Raw genomic sequence first — 20,704 nt, 5'->3', positions numbered from 1 at the left:
ATATTACATGATAAAGTTAGACAATATATACTGGAAATACAAACACTTTTCCTTAGAAATAGATGATTTGACACTGCAAACAGGAATCACCATTTTAGTAGGAAATAATGGGTCTGGAAAGTCCACTCTTTTGCATCTTTTGGCAACCGCTGCACGGGCGCCCCGTGGGACAATTCATTACCATGATGACACGATGGACTCAGCACTTGCTTTAGTCAGAAGTAGAATTGGTTTTGTGCCGACAGGAGTGGAACTATATCCTGATTTCACTCCACTTAAATTATTGATGTATATGGCACAGCTTAAAGGCCTCGGAAAAGACTTTTCTATACGCCAAATTGACGAATTGCTGAAAGTTTTTCACCTGGAGGATGTTAAAAAAAAGAAAGTGAAAAAACTTTCCCAAGGAATGCAACAGCGTTTAGCAATGGCTCAGGCATTTCTAGGGAAGCCTAAATACATTTTTCTGGATGAACCTCTTAACTTCCTAGATATTCATGAGAGAAAAAGTTTATTAAACTATGTAGCAAAACTTGCCCCACATTGCGTCATTCTTGTTGCCACCCATGAATTAAATGAGTGGGAACCAGTTTGTAACAGAGTTATATGGATGTATCAAGGAAAAGTCGTTTATTCAGGTAGCAAACTAATGTGGAAGCATCAACTCCCCTTAAAAGTTTGGACCGGTGAACTGCAGGATAGCTTATACGATCACTTCTCAAACCAACACCTTATCGTTTATGCAGGGCGTGTTAAAGATAAACTGTCAATCAGGTGTGCAAGTAACATAAAGCCTGTACTTGGTTTTATAGAATCACAACCTACCATGGAAGATGCTTTCTTTATTAGAAAATATACAAAAGAAGCTAAAAGATAGATAGCTTCTTTTTTCTTTCCATGCAGTTCTCTATTGCTGTTACATAAGTTTCACATATTCCCAATATCTTTGTAACAGTGTGGTATTGTATAATAATATTGGGGGAATATTTTTTCTTTGTGAAACCAGCCTTTTTTAAAGGAGTATTAGAGAATGATAAATTTTTTCAAAAAACTAGATTGGTTACTGTTAACAGCTATCGTGTTGTTATGTATATACGGTTTAATTATGATTTACAGTGCCGGGATGTTGCTAGGTTATGAGCTTCATGAGGACTACGCTTATTTCTTCAATCGCCAGAAAACTTGGCTGTATTTAGGAATACCAGTTTTCATTGCTGCTATCATCACACCTTACAAACTATATGACAGATTGACTCCCTTACTTGTGGGAGGAACTTTACTTGCTTTAATACTTGTACTTGTCCCGTTTATCGGAAATGAAGTGAATGGAGCACGCAGCTGGTTCCAATTAGGTAGTATTAGTGTGCAACCTTCTGAAATTGCCAAACTAGTTATGATCATTTATTTTGCGAGGGTTTATGCAAGAAAACAGCCTTACATCCATCAATTTGGTAAAGGCGTTGCCCCTCCATTGGCTGTAGTAGTATTAGTATTTTTCCTGATTATCCTTCAACCTGACGTAGGTACGGGCTCAATGATTATCATTGCATGCGGGGCTATCCTCATATGTTCAGGAGCGAGGCTAAAACATATTCTTTTACTTGGCTCTGTAGCAGCCTTGGCGATCTTCATTCTTGCAAAAACCGCTAGTTACCGCTGGGCAAGGATCACTTCTTTCATTGACCCTTTCGGAGATGCATCAGATACAGGTTTCCAACTAGTAGAATCGTTTATTGCCATTGGCAATGGCGGATTATTGGGAAGAGGACTGGCGCAAGGGGTACATAAACTGGGCTATCTTCCAGAGGCCCATACCGATTTTATCCTCGCAGTTATTTCGGAGGAGCTTGGGATTTTTGGTATATTGACATTGTTTTTACTGTATGGAATCGTACTAGTAAGAGGTGTTCGAGTTGGGGTTTCCCTAAAAGATCCCTTTGGCAAGTTATTAGCATTCGGAATCACCTTCCAAATCAGCAGTCAGGTGTTCTTTAATGCTGGGGCAGTAAGCGGATTATTGCCTATCACAGGTATCACACTTCCTTTCATCAGTTATGGAGGGTCTTCCCTGCTTATCACCATTTTTGCAGCAGGCATTCTAGTTCACCTATCGATACATGCCACCATCGCGAGAGAAGCTAGAGAGGAGACAGATTCAACATGGGGACAGAAAATAACAAGCTAGAGTATAGTCGGATAGATTATACTTTGTTATTTCTGCTGTTTTTGCTATTTATTATCAGTTTAGTAGCTGTTTATAGTGCATCGGGTCAATACTTCGTCAATGACCCGTATTATTTCGTAAAACGGCAGATTATTTGGTACATACTCGGGGTAGGAATTATGTTTTCCATTATGTTCTTTGACTATGAACTTTTGGAAAATCTAGCCTTACCCTTTTATTTTTTGGGAATCAGTCTTTTGATCGCTGTTCATTTATTCGGGACTGTCAGAAATGGATCCCAACGGTGGATCAACCTTGGAGGATTTCTGTTACAACCTTCTGAGTTCATGAAAATTTTCCTCCTAATTGTGCTTGCAGGAGTAATCTACAAATGGGCCAAAGAGAAACATGAATTAGATAATAAGACCCCTCTTAGTGTTGTTATTAAGATCATGGTCTATTCTCTTCCTCCCTTTGGCTTGATTCTCTTACAGCCAGATTTAGGCACAGCACTTGTTATTGGAGCCATCATGGTAACGATGATATTTATCAGCGGAACTTCCTGGAGGGTACTTACCTTACTTGCAGGAACCATTATGGCTGGATTGACGACACTAGTTTATTTGCATAACAATCATATTGAGTTGTTCTCAAAGTTTATCAAGCCTCACCAGCTTGAGCGTATTTACGGATGGTTGAGTAGAGAGGAATATTCCTCTTCCTATGGTTTTCAGCTAACGGAAGCTCTGAAGGGAATAGGTTCTGGTCAAGTATCCGGAAGAGGCTTATTAGAAGGTGTTCAGTCTCAGAGCGGACGGATACCAGAGGTTCAGACAGACTTTATATTCGCCCTTATTGGAGAGGAGTTTGGGTTTATCGGCGCAACTCTTGTAATCTCTATTTACTTCATATTGATCTATCGCTTAATCATTATTGCCATAAGCTGTGATAACCCTTACGGCACTTACTTGGTGACAGGGGTCATTGGACTCTTGGCGTTTCAGATATTCCAGAACATTGCCATGACCATTGGCTTAATGCCAATCACAGGCCTTGCTCTTCCATTTATGAGTTACGGAGGAAGTGCCTTGTTAACAAATATGATAGCCATGGGAATTGTCATGAGTGTAAAATACAGAACGAAGAGATTTATGTTTAACTAGTTAAACATCTCATCTTTAGTTAGATGAGGTGTTTTATATTAAGTTAATGAAAGAGTTTTTTAGCTGTTGATTGGAGCAAAAGGCGAAGTCTCCTGAGGGAGATAGCGGTAGCTTGAGACCCCACAGGCGAAGCTGAGGAGGCTCAAGCACCGCCCCTAGGAAAGCGAAGCCTTTTGCGGAAATCAACAGCGGTGTTTAACAGATTTTGATTAAGCTATGAGAATGTTTAGATGAAAGAGTTTTTTAGCTGTGGATTGGAGCTAAAGGCGAAGTCTCCTGAGGGAGATAGCGGTAGCTTGAGACCCCACAGGCGAAACCGAGGAGGCTCAAGCACCGCCCCTAGGAAAGCGAAGCCTTTTGCGGAAATCAACAGCGGTGTTTAACAGATTTTTATTAACCTATGAGAATGTTTACATGAAAGAGTTTTTAGCTGTTGATTGGAGCAAAAGGCGAAGACTCCTGAGGGAGATAGCGGTAGCTTGAGACCCCACAGGCGAAGCCGAGGAGGCTCAAGCACCGCCCCTAGGAAAGCGAAGCCTTTTGCGGAAATCAACAGCGGTGTTTAACAAATATTGATTGAAATAGAAAAAAACAGTGCTTCTCTTTTAAAACACTGTCCAACTGATTTATGAAAATATAATAGCTTATTCCTTCGGTGCTTCCGACCGCTTCTCCAACTGTTCAATCCGCTCCAACAACTTCTGATTCTGCTCCTGTAACTCTTGATTCACACCCCTTGAAGAAAAATAAGGATCCGTTTCCCACCAATCCATCCCAATCTCCTTCGCCTTATCAACAGAAGCAACAAGCAATCGAATCTTTATAGTTAATAATTCCACATCTGCAAGGCCAATCTTGATATCTCCAGCAATAACAACACCTTTGTCGAGAATCTTTTCTAGTACTTCCACCAAGTTACTGGAATTTGACGGTGTTTGCATTGACATACATAACAGCTCCTTCATACTCTAAAAAAATTATAGAAGATTCCCTAGCGGCCCCAAATTAATATTTAGATCTTCATCATCTAAGTCGAAAATCTCCTTAAGGTCTTCCATTTTTAATTCCAGGTTCATTAATGCTGTCCCAAGTTTTTCGATTTCCTCATCTGTTAAATTCCCACTATCCACTCTTCTTAGTGCATGCCGCTCTATCAGTTGACGCAATAATTCTATTACCGTCAGAACAAGTTGGGATAACCCTTGCTCCACATTATCCGGATCTAACTGGATCCTGCCGCTCTTTTCTGGTCTATGCTCCATTTCGTATCCTCCTCACCGATTATTTTTCGTTCATTAGATTCCATCAGTTTATCTACTGATGTGATAAGCAATCGCAAATCCAGATAAATTAAATCAATGTCCGCGATGGAGATGATAAGCTCCCCTCTTAGCACGACACCTTTATCCAAAATGACATCTAAAATGTCCAGCAAAGAAACATCCTGATTAGGGTTTACTCCATATTGCGTTGGCATTTTGTTCCCTACCTTCTGCCTATAAGTTTGCGAAATGATAACATGGCCACGGGCCGGTATACTCTATTGTGAAACCAAGGTCCACGTACTCTTCCTGAAGCTGTTTCACTTGTTGCAGAAAGCTATCTCTATTATTTTTATTTAATAGATATATACCGTTCCAGTTCATATCTTGCTTTCTACCGGACATCTCTTGGCTCCAGTTCTTTTTCACATCTGACTGGGCACACAATTCGCTCAATTTTTCATGAATTTCATCACACTTTCTTCTTTTAACATTTACGACGGCTTCTTCTATTTTTTGCTTCAGTTTTTTTCGTTCAAAAAACTGTCTTCCTGGACTTAGTGATTCAATTTCTTTTTCATGTTGTTTGATGTCAGCGGAATGCTCTGCTACTTCTTCTTTGATTTTATTATCATCACAATAGATTTTTAAATTCCATTCTTCTTTTTGTGCAATATTCTCGAAGAGCTGGTGGAATTTCAAACTCTCTGTTTCTATTGTTCTCTCCAAATTCTGTTCGTTTTTGTAAATGGTACAGAACTTCAGCGGGATAAGTGTATAGTTGTTATGAAGCTTTTCAAGTGTTTCATGATGATGCAATGCTTTCGCTTGTAACCATTCCATATCATGATTGACCTTATCTTCAATAACCTCTTCTGAAAATTCCTCTTCATCAATTTCACATAAGATTGCTGTCACTTCTCCTATCTGCCGTTCATATAAGTGATGTCGCCCGTCAATTCCTGCAAATGGCGTCAGCGGGTTTTCTTTTAATTCTTCTGTAGGCACTAATCCGTATAGATAGAACAATGACTTGTCTGTTTTTGTTTCAGTCATGTTCAGCCACCCCCATCTCTTCTTTTCAAGTCTTCAAACATTCTCTGCTCCCGGAGCTTTGCCACTTCGTAACGCTGCAACAGCTCGGCTTCTTGTGCATGATATTCTTCTTCTGTGATTTCATCTGTTTCCATCAACATTTCCAATTGAACCAATTGCTTCTGAATATGATCAATATCATACATTTCCCGGTCCACTTCTTCTTTTATCTTTTCCCCGAGTTTCACCAAAGCTCCCATCGGGCCAGTAAGAAGCTTATGAATCATTAGGCTTCCTTCGCCTTGAGTTTAATATCAATGAAGTTGTAAGCAGGCCATGGACCGGTATATTTGAATTCTACTCTGTCCTGCCACTTTTCATAGATTTTGTTAACCAGTTCATCAAACTCTTCTTCATGGTCTCGATCTATTAAAAAACTTGCATTGATTAGCATCTTGCCTCCAATTGTTTCGTTTTGTTTTGCAGAAACGGCTTTTTCCGCTAATGGCAAGAAAACTTCCTGCATGCAGATTTGCATCTTTTCCTTCATGAACTTCTGAGCCATATCCCCAAGTTCTATTCGTTCATAATAAGAAGCAGCTTCCGATTTCCCGCTAATCTTTTCTTTCAGCTTCATTGCTTTTTGATTCTTATTTATTTCAGCTTTCAGCCATTCTTCCTTGCCGATTATTTTCAGGCCTACTTCAATTTTGTTTTCTATCTTTTTATAAATGTCCTGAAGCTCTGAATATAATGATTTCATGAGAAATTCTACGTCAGCCTCTGTTTCAAACACATTGCCAAAGCTCATTGGGATGACAGTCGTCTTCTCCATAAGGGAAGAAACAATATTCTGATGCGTTAATAAGTTTTCTTTTTTAGGATGATAGATTTTGATAGGAGCTTTTGTGACCACCATAGAGAACTCTTTATGTTCAATTATCTCTAGTGTGCTGGTCTTTCCTTCCAGTTCCACTTCCCCTAAATCTATTTTTTTCTGTTCATTTGGTATGACACAAAACGTATAATAGCCAAGATTATTTTCCATTTGAATTCCCTCCAAAAGCTTTCTTGAATTCCTGTGTAATAAGAGATAACGACCTTGATTGTTTTTCATATTCCATCCCTTTATGGACGGAATGCAAGAGCACATCCACGCAAAGTTGTTTGAAATCCTCATTATCTGTACTCCGTTCCATTTCCTTCTGCTTCGAAATGGTAGCAATCATGATGGCTGCACGGATACCTGGTGCATGCTTGCCTTTATTCAAGCATTTGTCTCTAAGAGCTGAAATGAAATTTGTGATAAGAATGGCATCCTCTTCTGAAACATCTACTTTTTGTTTAAGGATTTCGGTTTCTGCATTTTTTTCCATATATCCAAGTTCCATCGTAATCATCCGGTCCAGCAGTGCATCCTGTGTCTTATGCACTCCTGCATATTCCGCAGGGTTACTCGTAAAAATAATGGAAAATTCCTCATGAACTTTCACCCATTTCTCTTTATGCTTGGAACCATACAAGGGTAGAACACCTTCTTCAATAACCGATAGGAAAAGATTGTTTGTTTCTGGTTTGGAACGTGTAAATTCATCATAAATAAGTGTATATCCGTTTTTTACTGCTTCCAACAAAAGCCCTTCTTGGAAAGACTCTTTCATTGTTTCTTCTTTTTTCATGACGGAGCGGACATAATTATCCACTAATAACTTTTTGGTATATCCGTTAAAGTCTCCAAGCAGGTCTGCATTGGTCATTTCTTCATGCCCTTGAAGTACCACCACTGGCCTTTCAAGTTGTCTGGCTACGTGGAGCGCCATGGAGGTTTTCCCCACACCGGTCGGTCCTGTAAAATGAACAGGAAATCCATTCTTCAAGTAGTCTACCGTTCTGGCAGAGATCTCCTCCACCTTAGCATGTGTAACAATCTCCCTCTCCAGCTGTTTGTTCATGTCTCACTACCTCCATCGCCAACGGCCCTTACTCATTGTTCAAATCTATGGAACTTCTAGAACGTAAACTCCTTCGATTATATGATTCTACTTCCATGTCTTTATTAAGTTTGGCATGATAAACACCCACCATTTGGTCTTTGGCGTATGCTTTCATATATTCTTTTTCTTCAATTACTTCTACCACGACGTCCCAGCCCTGATCTGTAGGCTGAACTGCTGTAATCTTATATGGTGGTTTTACGAACTCTGTAAAAAAATCCGTTACCTCCTTCAAGACCTTCTTCATGCTCACTGCCATCCCCGCCTTTTTGAAAAATGGAACAAAGGCACATGTAATATGTGCCTTGATTCCTTAGTATTTAATTTTCAAATCTTATGCGTTTTGACGTTCTGTTGATTGTCCAGATAAATGAAATTCTCCATCCATTAGGTCATCTCTTAAAAGCCCAACCGCTTCTGCATAGCGCAACCATGTATCCACACTGGCGATTACTACGCGCGCTTCCACTGTGATTAGTTCGATTCCGACAAGGGATACACGTGCATAGACGTCAATGACGACACCCTTATCTAGAATTCTATCGATTACTTCTGCAAGACTGGATCCATCCGTACTTTTTTGAATAGCTGCCATTTTACTTCACTCCTTTAATATCACTCACATTTGGGATTTGATCGCTTCGTTTCACGGAATTCATTCCATTTAAATCATCTGCCCGTTTCACATTTGAATAGGATTTAATTCCACTGGAACGACTTCCCTTTCCGATTTTATCTTGAAAGCTTTCGCCTGCATCTTTTACTTTCTTCAATCGATCTTTCACCTTTAATAGCGAGTCTTGCACTTTTTCCTGGATGTCCTCTGCCTTGCTATGAACCTTGTCTGCAAACTGGTCAGTCGAATCATTTAGATTATCTGATACATTTTCGACTTTCTTTTGCATCTTGTTCTTCGTTTTTTCCTTTTTATAATCGACATATTGCTCCGTCGCTTCTTTTCTAGCTTTCTTTAATAGCTTCTTCTTCAGTTCCTTCAGGTTGCTGGTCCCCTTCATCTCGCCGAAAAAATTTCATCACCTTGTTGCGACGTTCTTTTTTAAATAGTAAAGCCGAGCTTGCTGCGACACCTCCGACAACTGCCCCTGTCACCCACTTGTTTTTACTAAGTTGCATGGCACTATCTTTCACACTCATTTACATCCACTCCTTTAAGTGATTTTATTCTGTTTCAAGTTATATTCACTCTCTGCCTCATCTTTAAACAAAAATCAGGAAAAAGGGTACTATTCCCTACAGATTTAGTAATTGATTCCTTGAGTGGGGAACTTTTCTTCTGTAAAACAAAAAAAGAGACACACCCGCAATTGGCAGGTATGCCTCTCTCCAAATTTATTATTGACCTTTCAACAGTATAACAGCTTGTTGGGTGGCAATCGGAATTCTTCTTATACGAAGCCAAAGCGATGAAGACTTCTCTCTACCTGTTTCCTTCTTACTGAGGTCTTCATAACCTTGATGAAGACTTCTCTCCACCTGTTTCCTTCTTACTGAGGTCTTCATAACCTTGATGAAGACTTCTCTCTACCTGTTTCCTACTAACTAAGGTCTTCATAACCTTGATGAAGACTTCTCTCTACCTGTTTCCTTCTTACTGAGGTCTTCATAACCTTGATGAAGACTTCTCTCCACCTGTTTCCTTCTTATTGAGGTCTTCATAACCTTGATGAAGACTTCTCTCTACCTGTTTCCTACTAACTAAGGTCTTCATAACCTTGATGAAGACTTCTCTCTACCTGTTTCCTTCTTACTGAGGTCTTCATATCCTTGATGAAGACTTCTCCCCACCTGTTTTCTTCTTACTGAGGTCTTCATAACCTTGATGAAGACTTCTCTCTACCTGTTTCCTTCTTATTGAGGTCTTCATAACCTTGATGAAGACTTCTCTCTACCTGTTTCCTACTAACTAAGGTCTTCATAACCTTGATGAAGACTTCTCTTTACCTGTTTCCTTCTTACTGAGGTCTTCATATCCTTGATGAAGACTTCTCTCCACCTGTTTTCTTCTTACTGAGGTCTTCATAACCTTGATGAAGACTTCTCTCTACCTGTTTCCTACTAACTAAGGTCTTCATAACCTTGATGAAGACTTCTCTCCACCTGTTTCCTACTAACTAAGGTCTTCATAACCTTGATGAAGACTTCTCTCCACCTGTTTCCTTTCTACTTTGGTTTTACATCTCACGGACCCATTGGACAAGCTTTAAGGATAAGTGGGTCGCATCCTCAGAATTCAACGCAGACCTAAACTCATCCTCTAACCTCTTCGTCAAACTCGTATTATCTTCCTCATACGGTATGATAGTAGACCATTTAATAGAGGGAATCGCAATCAATGTCTGCTCCTCTTTTTTATTCTCATGAATATAGACACTAACCGTATCAACCTCTAAATTTGCTTTTCTAATCTTCATATAGAAACGTCCTCCTAAACTTTATAGTTCATATTTTAGCGAGGCTAACTAAAATATTCAACCACGTCATTTGTTAACCAAACAAATAATGGTGTTGACAACTATCAAACTTTTAGATTATCATTTTATTGTTAACTACATACAACAAAGGGGTTTACATTATGAAACGTTCACTGTCAACATTGGATATTACTTATGCAGCCATGTTTGTTGCCTTGATGGCAATTGGCGCCAACATCGTATCTTGGATGCCATTTCTTCAAGTAGGTGGTGTTCCACTATCTATGCAACCATTTTTCTGTGTTTTAGCTGGAATTTTACTAGGATCAAGGCTTGGAGCCATTTCCATGATTGTGTATTTATTAGTAGGTATTGCAGGTGCACCAGTTTTTGCTCAGTTTAGTTCAGGATTTGCAACAATCGTTGGGCCGACTGGAGGATTTCTATTATCCTACGTGGTTACCGCTTTTGTAGCAGGACTAATTATTGAAAAGAAAGCTCAACCGAATCTTGGCACTTTTATGATTGCATCTTTCGTTGGAATTATCCTTATCTACGTTATCGGAACAAACTACATGTTTGTCATCCTAAATTATGTACTTGAAATTAGCACGCCTTACGTAGCAGCATGGGCTACTATGACCTTATTTGCGGTTAAAGATGTCGTGTTTACCATCCTATGCGCAATGCTTGCATCTAGACTATTCTATGTCGTCAATAAAACAAGTAAAGCATCACACACACATAAGGCTGCATAATGAACAAAGCCAGGCCGCAAACGCGCAGCCTGGCTTTGTTGTGTATAAGTGTATTTCTAGTTAATTGTAATTAAAGGCGCGCAGACGCCCGCGGGAGGAGGGGACAGGTGAGACCCCGCAATAGAGTTGGCCGTTGAAAAACTAATAACGTAAAGTTTTTTTGATTCCTAGCTGGTGATTGGAGCAAATGGCGAAGACTCCTGAGGGAGATAGCGCTAGGTGGAGACCCCGCAGGCTTAGCCGAGGAGGCTCCACCAGTGCCCCTAGGAAAGCGAAGTCATTTGCGGAAATCAACAGCGGTGTCTAAACAACATCTAAAATCAAAGACTTTTTAAGTGGCCTCCAACCAAGTGAGGACGAGGCTTACGGACCGCCCGCAGGCAAGCGAAGCGCCTGGAACGGAAATCAACAGTACACGAATCATAAAAAATATTATAAAATAACCGCAGCAATACATCCAAAAATAATCAGCGGGATATTGTAGTGTAGAAAAGTAGGTACACACGTATCCCAAATGTGATTATGCTGACCGTCCGCATTCAAACCTGAAGTCGGCCCAAGCGTACTATCAGAGGCAGGAGACCCTGCATCACCTAGAGCAGCAGCAGTACCAACGATAGCAATCGTAGCCATTGCGCTGAAACCAAGCTCCGCACATAACGGTACAAATATCGCTGCAATAATAGGTATCGTGGAAAAAGAAGATCCAATCCCCATTGTGATGAGAAGTCCGACTATCAGCATCGCTAATGCTGCAAGCAACTGATTAGATCCAATCCACCCTGCAGAAGAAGCAACCAATGTCTCAATATGGCCAGTCTCTCTTAATACACTAGCAAACCCAGAAGCCGCAATCATGACAAATCCGATGAATGCCATCATACGCATACCAGACGTGAGGATAACATCGGTTTCATTAGATTTCATTACTCCGCCCGCATACAGGATGATAATACCTACAAGGGAACCATAAATCATTCCATCTACACCAAGCACATCACTTAGATAGACTTGCGTGGCAAGCGATATAATAACCGCCAATAAAGCAATGATGATGGATTTTTTGGAATATGTCTCAGTTTCTTGATCTGCAATTGCTTTTTGTTTGTATGTTCTCGGCTTTCTATAGCTGAAGAAAACCGCGATAAGAAGACCTACTATCATTCCTAAAACAGGAATTAACATGGCAGTCGGAATAGAGGATAAGTTGATATCCAAACCGCTTTCTTTCATATTGGTTTTTAGGATACCGTGAAAAATACCACCAAAACCGACTGGCAACAGAATATATGGTGCTGTTAGTCCGAATGTGATAATGGCCGCAGTTAGCCTTCTGTCAATGTTCAGTTCATTCAATATTTTAAGTAATGGTGGAATTAGAATTGGAATGAACGCAATATGAACGGGAACCACGTTTTGGGACATAATTGAGATTGCTAAAATAATTAGTAGTATGAGTACTTTAGATAACTTCTTTTTTCGTGTATCTTCTTTTGTTCCCACAAGCTTGATTGCACCTTCCACAAGTGCATCCGGAAGACCAGTCTTCGATAGTGACACTGCAAAAGCACCCAAGAGTGCGTAACTAAGTGCTACCGCTGCATTCCCTCCCAGACCATCTGTAAAAGTATTAATAGTGGTTTCCAGGCCCAAACCTCCAACCATGCCACCAATAAAAGCACCTGAAACCAGGGCAAGGACAACATTTATTCTAAGTAAACTTAAAGTAAGCATAACCAAAACGGCTATGATAACTGCATTCATACTAAAAACTTCCTTTCTTTCTGTGTATCTTGTTGTTTTTTTGCTTTAGTTAATTAAATCATTAGAGAATTAGAGTAAAAAAGCATAGAAATAAATTAACATAGATTTTTAATGACTGTCAACGGAAGAGTTTGGAAGATAACTTGATGGAAATGCGCAAAAAATAATGCGCACCCTAAAATAGGATGCGCATTACATACACTCTGTATAAATGATTAGTTTTCTTCTGTTTGTCCAAAACGCTCTACTAGCGTCACTAGCGTTCGAACCATTGCTCCAGTTCCACCGCTTGGTCCAAGGTCATGTGCAGACTTTGCAGTTGCTGTGCCCGCAATATCCAAGTGTACCCACGGTGTACCTTCTGCGAATTCTCCAATGAATGCTCCTGCAAAAATAGCGTGTCCGTCGCGACCTGGTGAGTTGTTCAAGTCGGCTACCTTACTGCTGCGAACTCTTTCTTTTGCATGATCAAAAATTGGAAGTCTCCACATTTCTTCCCCCGCTTCATGGGATGCTTCAAGCACTTGTTCAAACCATGCTTCGTCATTGGTCATAGCCCCAGTAGTGTGGTTACCTAACGCGATAATGACCCCACCTGTGAGGGTAGCAACGTCAACAAGGTAGTTAGCACCGTGTTGCTTAGCATAGGTTACCGCATCTGCTAATACAAGACGCCCTTCCGCATCGGTGTTTAAGATCTCGATTGTTTTTCCGCTCATGGATGTGATTACATCATCCGGTTTAAAGGCTTCTCCGCTAATCATATTGTCTGTTGATGCAATAACTGCTAGGACATTTTGCTCTGGCTTCAGTTCTCCAATCGCTTCCATAGCACCTAGAACAGTTGCCGCTCCACCCATATCTGTTTTCATTCCAACAATGCCGTCTTTCGGTTTGATTGAATATCCTCCAGTATCAAAAGTGATTCCTTTTCCAACTAAACCAATCACATCTGTCCAGTCTTCTTTTCCTTGATATTTCAACACGATCATCTTAGGAGGTTCAACGGACCCTTTGTTAACAGCTAACAAAGCACCCATTCCAAGCTTCTCCATCTCTTCTTTTTCAAGGATTTCTAGTTCAAACCCATACTTCTCTGCTAGGACTGCAGCATGGTTTGCCAGATCTGTAGCAGTCAGCATATTTCCTGGCAGGTTAACAAGCGTACGAGCAGTATTTGTACCTTTTGCAAATACATACCCTACATGTGCACTTGCTCCCACTTCTTCTTTATCATGATCTGTCAGGAGAGTAACCTGATCTAGTGTCACTTCTGGTTCATTAGATTTTTGCTTATATCCATCAAACTTATAAGTGGATAATGGAATGGACTCCCCTAGCGCATGAGCAGCGTCTAACACATCCACATCTTCCGTTACAAATGTATCAATGGCCACTACAACATGGTTAAGTCTGGATTCTTGAATCGTTTTACCCACCTTGCCAAAAACTTTGCGCAATTCAACAAAAGTTAGTTTTTCTTCGCGACCTGTCCCCACTACAAAAATTCTTTTGTATGACGTTTTGCCGAATGTATGTATTCTTGCTAACTTTCCTTTTTTGGCAGATATGTCTCCATCCTTTAATAGCTGTGTCAGATGCCCTTCCAATTGAGAATCTAGTTCTCCCAATAAACCATCTAACTTGCTATGTTTCTCGGAAAGGCCTACTACTAGTGCCTCCTGTTGATTTGAAAAATCAGCTTCATTATGTACGACAAACATATTTATACACCTCCATTTTATTATACGTTTATTATATCGAACTTAGGGAAATATTTCGAGTTTCTAATCATATTCAAAAGTATTCCAGATTTGATAAGTTTGTGCTCTAATCATCATTTTGTCCTATATTCACCTTAACAAATTCGTTATAATAATTCATAATAATAAGAACATTAACTATACATAATACTCTACTTAACGTGCTACAACCCGTAAGAAAGGGTATAGTAATAGATACAACAGCAGAGAAAGGGCGATTCTATCAGATGGAGTTATTTTCTAATTTTCCTTTGTGGGCTGCTTTGGCAGCAATTGGATTTGCACAATTTGTAAAGGTACCTATTCAATATATTGCCTCAAGAAGGATTGATTGGTCCTTGATCACAAGTACAGGTGGAATGCCAAGTTCCCACTCCGCTGCTGTAACGGCATTGGCTACAGGCGTTGCATTTGAAACTGGTCTGGATTCTCCCATTTTTGCAGTAGCCACTGTATTTGCCATTATTGTCATGTTTGATGCAACCGGAGTTAGAAGACATGCCGGCGAACAAGCCACTGTATTAAACAAACTTGTTGGAGATTTCAATCGCTTTGTGGAAGAAACCAAGAAGTGGCCAAAAATGAATGAGCAAGAAAAAGTAAAAGACCTAAAAGAGCTGTTAGGACATAAACCAATTGAAGTATTTTTCGGTGCAATAACCGGAATTTTACTGACCATTGTATTACATTACATCGTTCATGTCTTGTAAAGGAGGATAAAATTTTGAGACTCATATCCATTTGTCCAAGCAACACAGAGTTGCTCCACTATCTAGGTTTGACAAGTTCACTAGTTGGAGTGGATGATTTTTCTGATTGGCCTAAAGAAGTTGCAAATCTCCCGAAGCTTGGACCAGATTTGAATATCAATATGGAAAAACTGGAAGCCTTGGAGCCTGACTTAGTTTTGGCCAGCTTAAGTGTCCCTGGAATGGAGCGGAACATTCAAGAACTAGAAGTGCGCTCCATCCCCCACGTGGTTCTAAATCCGCAATCACTCGAGGATATTGCCAGTGACTTGCTGTTGGTGGGAGAACTTACAAATTCTTCTTCCAAGGCAAACGAGGTTGTTTCCTCTATGCGTGAAATAATCCATACATACAGACAATTAGCTACAGCCTCGAAAGACAGACCTACTTTATATTGGGAATGGTGGCCGAAACCAATTTTCACCCCAGGCAAGGTCAATTGGTTGACTGAAGTAAGTGATTTGGCTGGCGCGGTAAATATCTTTTCCGATAAAGATGTGGCAAGTTATCAGACAGAGTGGATAGAAATCGTGGACAAGAATCCAGATGCAATTTGTATGATTTGGGTTGGTGTAAAAGAGTCAAAAATGAATCCTAATCATGTGATGAAACGGGAAAATGCCGAGACGATCAACGCTGTTCAAAACTCCCGTATCTTTGTACTAGAGGAAAGCCTCTATTGCAGACCTTCGCCAAGGCTTATCTTAGGATTACAAAAACTCGCTTTCCTTCTTCATCCGACTAGCTTTCCTGCCTATACAGGAAAAGACCCTTTACTTACATAACAAAAAGCCGTATCCTCAGAAATCATTCTGAAAGATACGGCTTTTGTCATGCTATTCTCCGCTTCCTCTGTATTGCTGGCGGAACACCTGCATGCTTTCGTCTTCGTTTAATCTTGTCAACTCTTCCTCGGTCAATGTACCATCGCCTTTTTTGATAATGTAAACTTCGATGGTCTGTTTGCCCCAATCATTAAATACTTCATCTACTGTGTCGTAATAGAGATCTATCTTATTTCCTTTGATTGCTCCACCAATATCAGCCACTACTCCGTAACCATAGCCGGGTATAAAAAGTATCGTACCTATCGGAAAGACATTGATATCTGCCGCAATGGTAGAATATAGGTCCCTTTTAACTTTAAGTCCTGAGTATGTAATTCCATAGCTTGGATCGCCAGGATTTTTGCCAGTTGATTCAAAGCCTGCTGTATATCCAGTTGCGTGGACCGTATGTGTCTCGTATTGGTTCCAGTCCAGATCCTCTAGTTTCTTGGGCTTTTCTATCGCCTCTTCTGCTGAGACCATGGTAGGTGTCGCAGAAAGGAAATTCAATTGTTTAAAGTCTAGAGCAATTTTCTTGAAGAAACCTTCTTTTTCTTCTTCTTGTTTACCTTGTCCATTAGTGGCATATATGTTATTTTCTTTTAGCCAGTTGTGAATGGTTGATGCCTCAACACCAGATATGGATTGGAAGGTTACAGACAAGGCCAGTACAAATAGTAACCCGATAACCGTCCTTCGAAAAATCATTTTCACTATTTTCATGTGACACACTCACACTCCTCTCACAAGATATTCCTTCCCTGTTTTTAAGAAAAGTATTCCTTTTTTGTGAGAAAAGCTAGTAAACACCTATTTTTTCCAATAAAAAATGCTAGATTAGTGGAGTATTTTGAAGCATTAAGCAATTAACAAAAACGTGCAAAAACGCCCGGTCCTCCTTTTCTTTTCCGCAAATAGCTGCGCTTTCCACGAGGCAACCTTGAGCTTCCTCATTTCGTTTCGGGGTCTCAACATTGCCACTACTCCACCGCTGGAGTCTCCGCCATTTGCTCATAAAATGTTAGGTTAATGCTTATTCAAAAAACACAATTAGATTTCTTTTCATATTCCTTGGATAAAGTTAGCCACCTTGTTGATTGGAGTGGAAGGCGCGCAGATGCCAGCGGGAGGAAGGGACAGGCTTATATCCCAAAACGGAAGGCAGTCACTGAAAAACTGTTAACGTAAAGGAAAGGTTAAACTGTCTAATAGAAGCGTTCTATACGCCCTAAATACTTAAAATAAGGTTGAACTGTCTAATAGAAGCGCTCTATACGACCGATGACCTTCAAAAATGGGTTAAACTGTCTAATAGAGGCGCTCTATACGACCGATGACCTTCAAAAAAAGGCTGAACTGTCTAATAGAAGCGCTCTATACGACCTAAATGCTTAAAATAAGGCTGAACTGTCTAATAGAAGCGCTCTATACGACCGAAGACCTTCAAAATAAGGCTGAACTGTCTAATAGAAGCGCTCTATACGACCGATGACCATCAAAAAAAGGTTGAACTGTCTAATAGAAGCGCTCTATACAACCGAAGACCTTCAAAAAAAGGCTGAACTGTCTAATAGAAGCGCTCTATACGACCGAAGACCTTCAAGATAAGGCTGAACTGTCTAATAGAAGCGCTCTATACGACCGAAGACCTTCAAAATAAGGCTGAACTGTCTAATAGAAGCGCTCTATACGACCGAAGACCTTCAAAAAAAGGTTGAACTGTCTAATAGAAGCGCTCTATACAACCGAAGACCTTCAAAAATTGCTAGCTGTTGATTGGAGCATAAGGCGAAGACTTCTGAGGGAAATAGCGCTAGCTGGAGACCCCGCAGGCGTAACCAAGGAGGCTCTCGTCAGCCTCTTATCCAAAAAAAGAACCGGCTAACTGCACCGATTCTTAACATGACGTTAAAACATTTGATATCCATTTTTGCGAAGCATTTTAATAACGATACCAGAAGTGATCGCCCCAGCTAAGCCACTCACCAAAATAGTAATATCTGCTACCTGTAAGGAAGTAACTTCAGCTCCAAGCTTAGAAAAAGCACTGCCAGGCTCCCTGAAATAATCGATTAATCTCACATCATCCTGAGCGATGATCCACACGCATACTAAAGGATATATAATGGCCATAATCCAAGACATGCGCAATAACATATTTAAAAGGAATCCAATCCCAAAGAAAAGCACGAAAAATAAGACAACAGATATAAGTAAAATTGGTATATTCAATACCAAGCACCTCCATTACACATCTTTCCTTAGTGTACTGAAAGCGTTGATACGAGTCAATTACTTTTGGCATTCAAACAAAAACACAATCGCAATTGTCCTAAATACGTCATAAATGACCTATCATAGAACGAACGCGATTGTGTGGAAAACATATTACTATTTATTTTCTTCCGCTTCCTCCACAACAGGAACAAGTTTCTGATCCACCAAGCAATAACTGAAAATACCCTTTACCTGAGCAATACGGGCAATCCTTCTTCTCTGTTTGCAGTTGATTTTTCATTCCATATCCCTCCAGATGATTTTCTCAAAACAGAATTTAATTTAATTTTCTGATAATATATCATCCTTTTAAGGTAAAAGGAAAGGGACAAAAACGGCTGAAAAATACGATGTAAGCGAATACATCTTATCCAATCTATCTGTTTCTTTCTTTTTCTTAAATTTACAGAATTATTAGAAAAATAACTTGTACGAACTATAGTTAAAAACCTGCCCGGGATTCATAGCATCCGTTTCTTTTAATATAGAAAGGTTTGTAAGCTTGGAGCAATAGTGGATGAGTAAAGAAGAATCCGGATCTCTCTCCAATTCCTCAAGCGTTTTGAATGCTGCGTCAGATAGTTCGCTATCCTGATAGACTACGTCGCGGTTTAGAGGAGTACATAAGAATAGGAGCATATTATCGCTGATTTTATCCTCTATGACTCCAGATCTAACTCCAATTAGCCCCTCTACCTTTACGTTGATGCCAGTTTCCTCTAATATTTCTCGAACTACCGCCTCATCTACGGTTTCATTTGCTTCCACAAATCCTGCAGGAAAGGACCACTTCCCCTTCAGTCCTCCGTAGCGCTTTTTTACGACAAGCCATTTGCCGTCGTCATCTACCACTATACCCGCAACAGCGAGCCAGACATTTTCTCTTTTCCCCATGTTTTCGTCCCCCTGTTTGTATCTGATAAAGTAATGGTATCAGGAAAAATGGCAAAAAGAAAAGCTGCACGTAATAAAATGTGCAGCTCCTCAAAATTTATCTTATAATACGTTGAATTTACCTTTTTTCATAACTAGGCCAGCTCCACCGATCATATATAGTGCACGGTTGTCGACCATTTTCTTCATGAAGGATGCTTTAGATCCCCAGATTTTGCGACCGAATACTACGCCGATTGCATCGTCTTCACCTAAAGAACATACCGTTCCTTTTAGGTCTGGAGTGAAGGTTTGTAGTTCACCTTGGCCACGAACCAATACTGCCAAGTTTTTCGCACATACTTCACCTTGCTGCATTGCAATTTGAGCAGTTGGAGGGTATGGACGGTTGATTTCTTCGTTGATGATTAGAGAACAGTCTCCTACGATGAATACATCTTCATGTCCAGGAGCGCGCAAGTAAGGATCTACTTTCACACGGCCACGCATGTTTTCGAATCCGGAATCTTCCACTAAGTGGTTTCCACGTACACCAGCAGCCCAAACAACTGTACCAGCTTTGATTTCTTCCACTTCTTCGTCTTTAGCAACGATAATTCCTTCTTCCGTCGCTTCTTTGATTGCCGTACCGATTTTGAATTCTACGCCTTTACGCTCAAGCGTGTTTACAGCGTATTCTACTAGTTCCGGATCAAATCCAGGAAGTACAGTCGGTGCTGCTTCTACACAAACGATGCGTACTTTTTCTTTAGGGATATCAAACTCTTGGCAAAGTTCAGGAACACGGTTAACTAGTTCTCCTAGGAACTCAATACCAGTAAATCCAGCACCACCAACTACGATAGTTAGACGATCGTCACGACGGTGTGCTTCTGTATTGTAAGTAGCAAATTGATATTCGATGTGCTCACGGATCTTACGAGCAACATTTAAGTTTGCAATCGTGAAGGCATGCTCTTTTAAGCCCTTGATACCGAAAGTCTCTGCTTCATAACCAAGACCAACCACTAGGTAGTCATAAGAGATTTCTCCGCCTTTAGTCAAAGCAACAGTTTTCGCTTCACGGTTGATGCCTGTAACTGTATCGTGTAAGAAGTGAATCTTGCTGCGATCAATTACATCAGAAATTTTGTAACGCGTACGATCAGCTGGCAATGTTCCTGCTGATGCTTCGTGTAACCATGTAGACTCATAATGGTAATCGTTTTTGTTTACTAACGTAATATCAGCTTCATTGACACCGATCATTTTTTGAAGACGAACAGCCGTTACAAGTCCACCGTAACCAGCACCTAGTATAACTATACTTGGCTTTTTCAAATGAATCACACCTTTTATATTAAATTTTTTATAAAATAAATATGAAGACATGAAACAAATCTCACTTTACCTTTTCTTACTATCCACTATTAAGATAAAATTTATTAGAAATAAATGATTGTGAAATACTTCACGAATATGAACGGCAAAAAAGTGCGAAATTTGTCACAAAGAAACTTAACCTACCTAACATCATATTCTTTTTCCGTCTTTTTTTCAAGACAAAATCATAGTTTAAAAAGCTTTAAAATATTCGGAAAAAATAAGTAATTCCGTTCCAAAATTCCTAAATTTCAATCTAT

At 40.0% G+C, this 20,704-nt stretch carries 26 protein-coding genes; 6 read left to right on the top strand and 20 right to left on the bottom strand.

Annotated elements, in window-relative coordinates:
- Nucleotides 1-7: 7 nt before the first annotated feature.
- The 3 genes from FZC76_RS16385 to rodA all read left to right on the top strand — a co-directional run bounded on the left by FZC76_RS16385 (nt 8) and on the right by rodA (nt 3,327).
- On the top strand, nt 8-877 hold the full coding sequence (locus FZC76_RS16385) for an ATP-binding cassette domain-containing protein (RefSeq protein WP_148989246.1): 870 nt from the start codon (nt 8-10) through the stop codon (nt 875-877).
- A 153-nt stretch (nt 878-1,030) separates the two neighbouring features.
- Complete coding sequence (gene ftsW / locus FZC76_RS16380) at nt 1,031-2,185, top strand: putative lipid II flippase FtsW (protein WP_148989244.1); 1,155 nt, start codon at nt 1,031-1,033, stop codon at nt 2,183-2,185.
- A complete protein-coding gene (rodA, locus tag FZC76_RS16375) occupies nt 2,161-3,327 on the top strand; it encodes a rod shape-determining protein RodA (protein WP_148989243.1) in 1,167 nt (388 codons plus the stop codon). The genes ftsW and rodA overlap by 25 nt, the downstream gene beginning before the upstream one ends.
- A 644-nt stretch (nt 3,328-3,971) precedes the next feature.
- Here rodA and FZC76_RS16370 read toward each other — a convergent pair.
- The 13 genes from FZC76_RS16370 to FZC76_RS16315 form a co-directional block, all read right to left on the bottom strand.
- On the bottom strand, nt 3,972-4,274 hold the full coding sequence (locus FZC76_RS16370; protein WP_148989241.1) for a gas vesicle protein: 303 nt from the start codon (nt 4,272-4,274) through the stop codon (nt 3,972-3,974).
- Between the two features lie 30 nt (nt 4,275-4,304).
- Nucleotides 4,305-4,589 carry a gas vesicle protein K gene (locus tag FZC76_RS16365; protein WP_060665532.1) on the bottom strand — a complete coding sequence of 95 codons (285 nt, stop codon included), beginning with the start codon at nt 4,587-4,589 and terminating at the stop codon, nt 4,305-4,307.
- On the bottom strand, nt 4,550-4,804 hold the full coding sequence (locus tag FZC76_RS16360) for a gas vesicle protein (RefSeq protein WP_148989240.1): 255 nt from the start codon (nt 4,802-4,804) through the stop codon (nt 4,550-4,552). Before FZC76_RS16360 ends, FZC76_RS16365 begins: the two co-directional genes overlap by 40 nt.
- Before the next feature lie 19 nt (nt 4,805-4,823).
- Nucleotides 4,824-5,645, bottom strand: coding sequence for a GvpL/GvpF family gas vesicle protein (locus tag FZC76_RS16355; protein ID WP_148989238.1), 822 nt, complete (start codon nt 5,643-5,645; stop codon nt 4,824-4,826).
- A gap of 2 nt (nt 5,646-5,647) precedes the next feature.
- Nucleotides 5,648-5,911: a gas vesicle protein GvpG gene (locus FZC76_RS16350; protein ID WP_148989237.1), complete on the bottom strand. Its 264-nt coding sequence runs from the start codon at nt 5,909-5,911 to the stop codon at nt 5,648-5,650.
- Nucleotides 5,911-6,672: a GvpL/GvpF family gas vesicle protein gene (locus tag FZC76_RS16345; protein ID WP_148989235.1), complete on the bottom strand. Its 762-nt coding sequence runs from the start codon at nt 6,670-6,672 to the stop codon at nt 5,911-5,913. The genes FZC76_RS16350 and FZC76_RS16345 overlap by 1 nt, the downstream gene beginning before the upstream one ends.
- On the bottom strand, nt 6,662-7,576 hold the full coding sequence (gene gvpN, locus FZC76_RS16340) for a gas vesicle protein GvpN (protein WP_148989234.1): 915 nt from the start codon (nt 7,574-7,576) through the stop codon (nt 6,662-6,664). The genes FZC76_RS16345 and gvpN overlap by 11 nt, the downstream gene beginning before the upstream one ends.
- A 28-nt stretch (nt 7,577-7,604) precedes the next feature.
- Nucleotides 7,605-7,865 (bottom strand): gas vesicle protein GvpO, encoded by a 261-nt coding sequence (gvpO, locus tag FZC76_RS16335; RefSeq protein WP_262372682.1) that lies wholly within the window; start codon nt 7,863-7,865, stop codon nt 7,605-7,607.
- A gap of 87 nt (nt 7,866-7,952) precedes the next feature.
- Nucleotides 7,953-8,213, bottom strand: coding sequence for a gas vesicle structural protein GvpA (gene gvpA, locus FZC76_RS16330; protein ID WP_148989232.1), 261 nt, complete (start codon nt 8,211-8,213; stop codon nt 7,953-7,955).
- A gap of 1 nt (nt 8,214) precedes the next feature.
- Nucleotides 8,215-8,634: a hypothetical protein gene (locus tag FZC76_RS16325; protein ID WP_148989231.1), complete on the bottom strand. Its 420-nt coding sequence runs from the start codon at nt 8,632-8,634 to the stop codon at nt 8,215-8,217.
- Complete coding sequence (locus FZC76_RS16320) at nt 8,579-8,773, bottom strand: hypothetical protein (RefSeq protein WP_148989230.1); 195 nt, start codon at nt 8,771-8,773, stop codon at nt 8,579-8,581. Before FZC76_RS16320 ends, FZC76_RS16325 begins: the two co-directional genes overlap by 56 nt.
- A gap of 198 nt (nt 8,774-8,971) precedes the next feature.
- On the bottom strand, nt 8,972-9,112 hold the full coding sequence (locus FZC76_RS23195) for a hypothetical protein (RefSeq protein ID WP_187442113.1): 141 nt from the start codon (nt 9,110-9,112) through the stop codon (nt 8,972-8,974).
- 698 nt (nt 9,113-9,810) lie between these two features.
- Nucleotides 9,811-10,050: a YueH family protein gene (locus FZC76_RS16315; RefSeq protein WP_148989229.1), complete on the bottom strand. Its 240-nt coding sequence runs from the start codon at nt 10,048-10,050 to the stop codon at nt 9,811-9,813.
- Between the two features lie 161 nt (nt 10,051-10,211).
- Here FZC76_RS16315 and FZC76_RS16310 point away from each other — a divergent pair, with 161 nt between their 5' ends.
- Nucleotides 10,212-10,808, top strand: a complete 597-nt coding sequence (locus FZC76_RS16310) for a biotin transporter BioY (protein WP_148989228.1) — start codon at nt 10,212-10,214, stop codon at nt 10,806-10,808.
- Nucleotides 10,809-11,240: 432 nt separating this feature from the next.
- On the opposite strand, the gene FZC76_RS16305 is transcribed toward FZC76_RS16310, so the two are convergent.
- Together FZC76_RS16305 and FZC76_RS16300 are read right to left on the bottom strand one after the other, a co-directional pair.
- On the bottom strand, nt 11,241-12,572 hold the full coding sequence (locus tag FZC76_RS16305) for a Na+/H+ antiporter family protein (RefSeq protein ID WP_148989227.1): 1,332 nt from the start codon (nt 12,570-12,572) through the stop codon (nt 11,241-11,243).
- A 215-nt stretch (nt 12,573-12,787) separates the two neighbouring features.
- On the bottom strand, nt 12,788-14,296 hold the full coding sequence (locus tag FZC76_RS16300; RefSeq protein ID WP_148989226.1) for a leucyl aminopeptidase: 1,509 nt from the start codon (nt 14,294-14,296) through the stop codon (nt 12,788-12,790).
- A gap of 266 nt (nt 14,297-14,562) precedes the next feature.
- On the opposite strand from FZC76_RS16300, the gene FZC76_RS16295 reads away from it, so the two are divergent.
- Both FZC76_RS16295 and FZC76_RS16290 read left to right on the top strand, forming a co-directional pair.
- On the top strand, nt 14,563-15,045 hold the full coding sequence (locus FZC76_RS16295; RefSeq protein WP_148989225.1) for a divergent PAP2 family protein: 483 nt from the start codon (nt 14,563-14,565) through the stop codon (nt 15,043-15,045).
- 14 nt (nt 15,046-15,059) lie between these two features.
- A complete protein-coding gene (locus FZC76_RS16290; protein WP_148989224.1) occupies nt 15,060-15,869 on the top strand; it encodes a cobalamin-binding protein in 810 nt (269 codons plus the stop codon).
- A 51-nt stretch (nt 15,870-15,920) separates the two neighbouring features.
- Here FZC76_RS16290 and FZC76_RS16285 read toward each other — a convergent pair whose 3' ends face one another.
- The 5 genes from FZC76_RS16285 to FZC76_RS16270 all read right to left on the bottom strand — a co-directional run bounded on the left by FZC76_RS16285 (nt 15,921) and on the right by FZC76_RS16270 (nt 20,453).
- Entirely contained in the window at nt 15,921-16,634 is a 714-nt protein-coding gene (locus FZC76_RS16285; RefSeq protein WP_148989223.1) for a 3D domain-containing protein, read from the bottom strand.
- 1,185 nt (nt 16,635-17,819) lie between these two features.
- Nucleotides 17,820-18,149, bottom strand: coding sequence for a YuiB family protein (locus FZC76_RS16280; protein WP_187442112.1), 330 nt, complete (start codon nt 18,147-18,149; stop codon nt 17,820-17,822).
- Between the two features lie 157 nt (nt 18,150-18,306).
- Nucleotides 18,307-18,429 (bottom strand): YuiA family protein, encoded by a 123-nt coding sequence (locus tag FZC76_RS23190; protein WP_157860702.1) that lies wholly within the window; start codon nt 18,427-18,429, stop codon nt 18,307-18,309.
- Between the two features lie 173 nt (nt 18,430-18,602).
- Nucleotides 18,603-19,082 carry an NUDIX hydrolase gene (locus FZC76_RS16275; RefSeq protein ID WP_148989221.1) on the bottom strand — a complete coding sequence of 160 codons (480 nt, stop codon included), beginning with the start codon at nt 19,080-19,082 and terminating at the stop codon, nt 18,603-18,605.
- 102 nt (nt 19,083-19,184) lie between these two features.
- Nucleotides 19,185-20,453: an NAD(P)/FAD-dependent oxidoreductase gene (locus tag FZC76_RS16270; protein ID WP_148989220.1), complete on the bottom strand. Its 1,269-nt coding sequence runs from the start codon at nt 20,451-20,453 to the stop codon at nt 19,185-19,187.
- Nucleotides 20,454-20,704 lie beyond the last annotated feature (251 nt).

Origin of the sequence: Sutcliffiella horikoshii, assembly GCF_008180725.1 — a bacterium.
Lineage (GTDB): Bacteria > Bacillota > Bacilli > Bacillales > Bacillaceae_I > Sutcliffiella_A > Sutcliffiella_A horikoshii_B.
The sequence above is the reverse complement of the archived record's forward strand: the minus strand, read 5'-3'. Positions and strand labels throughout refer to the sequence as shown.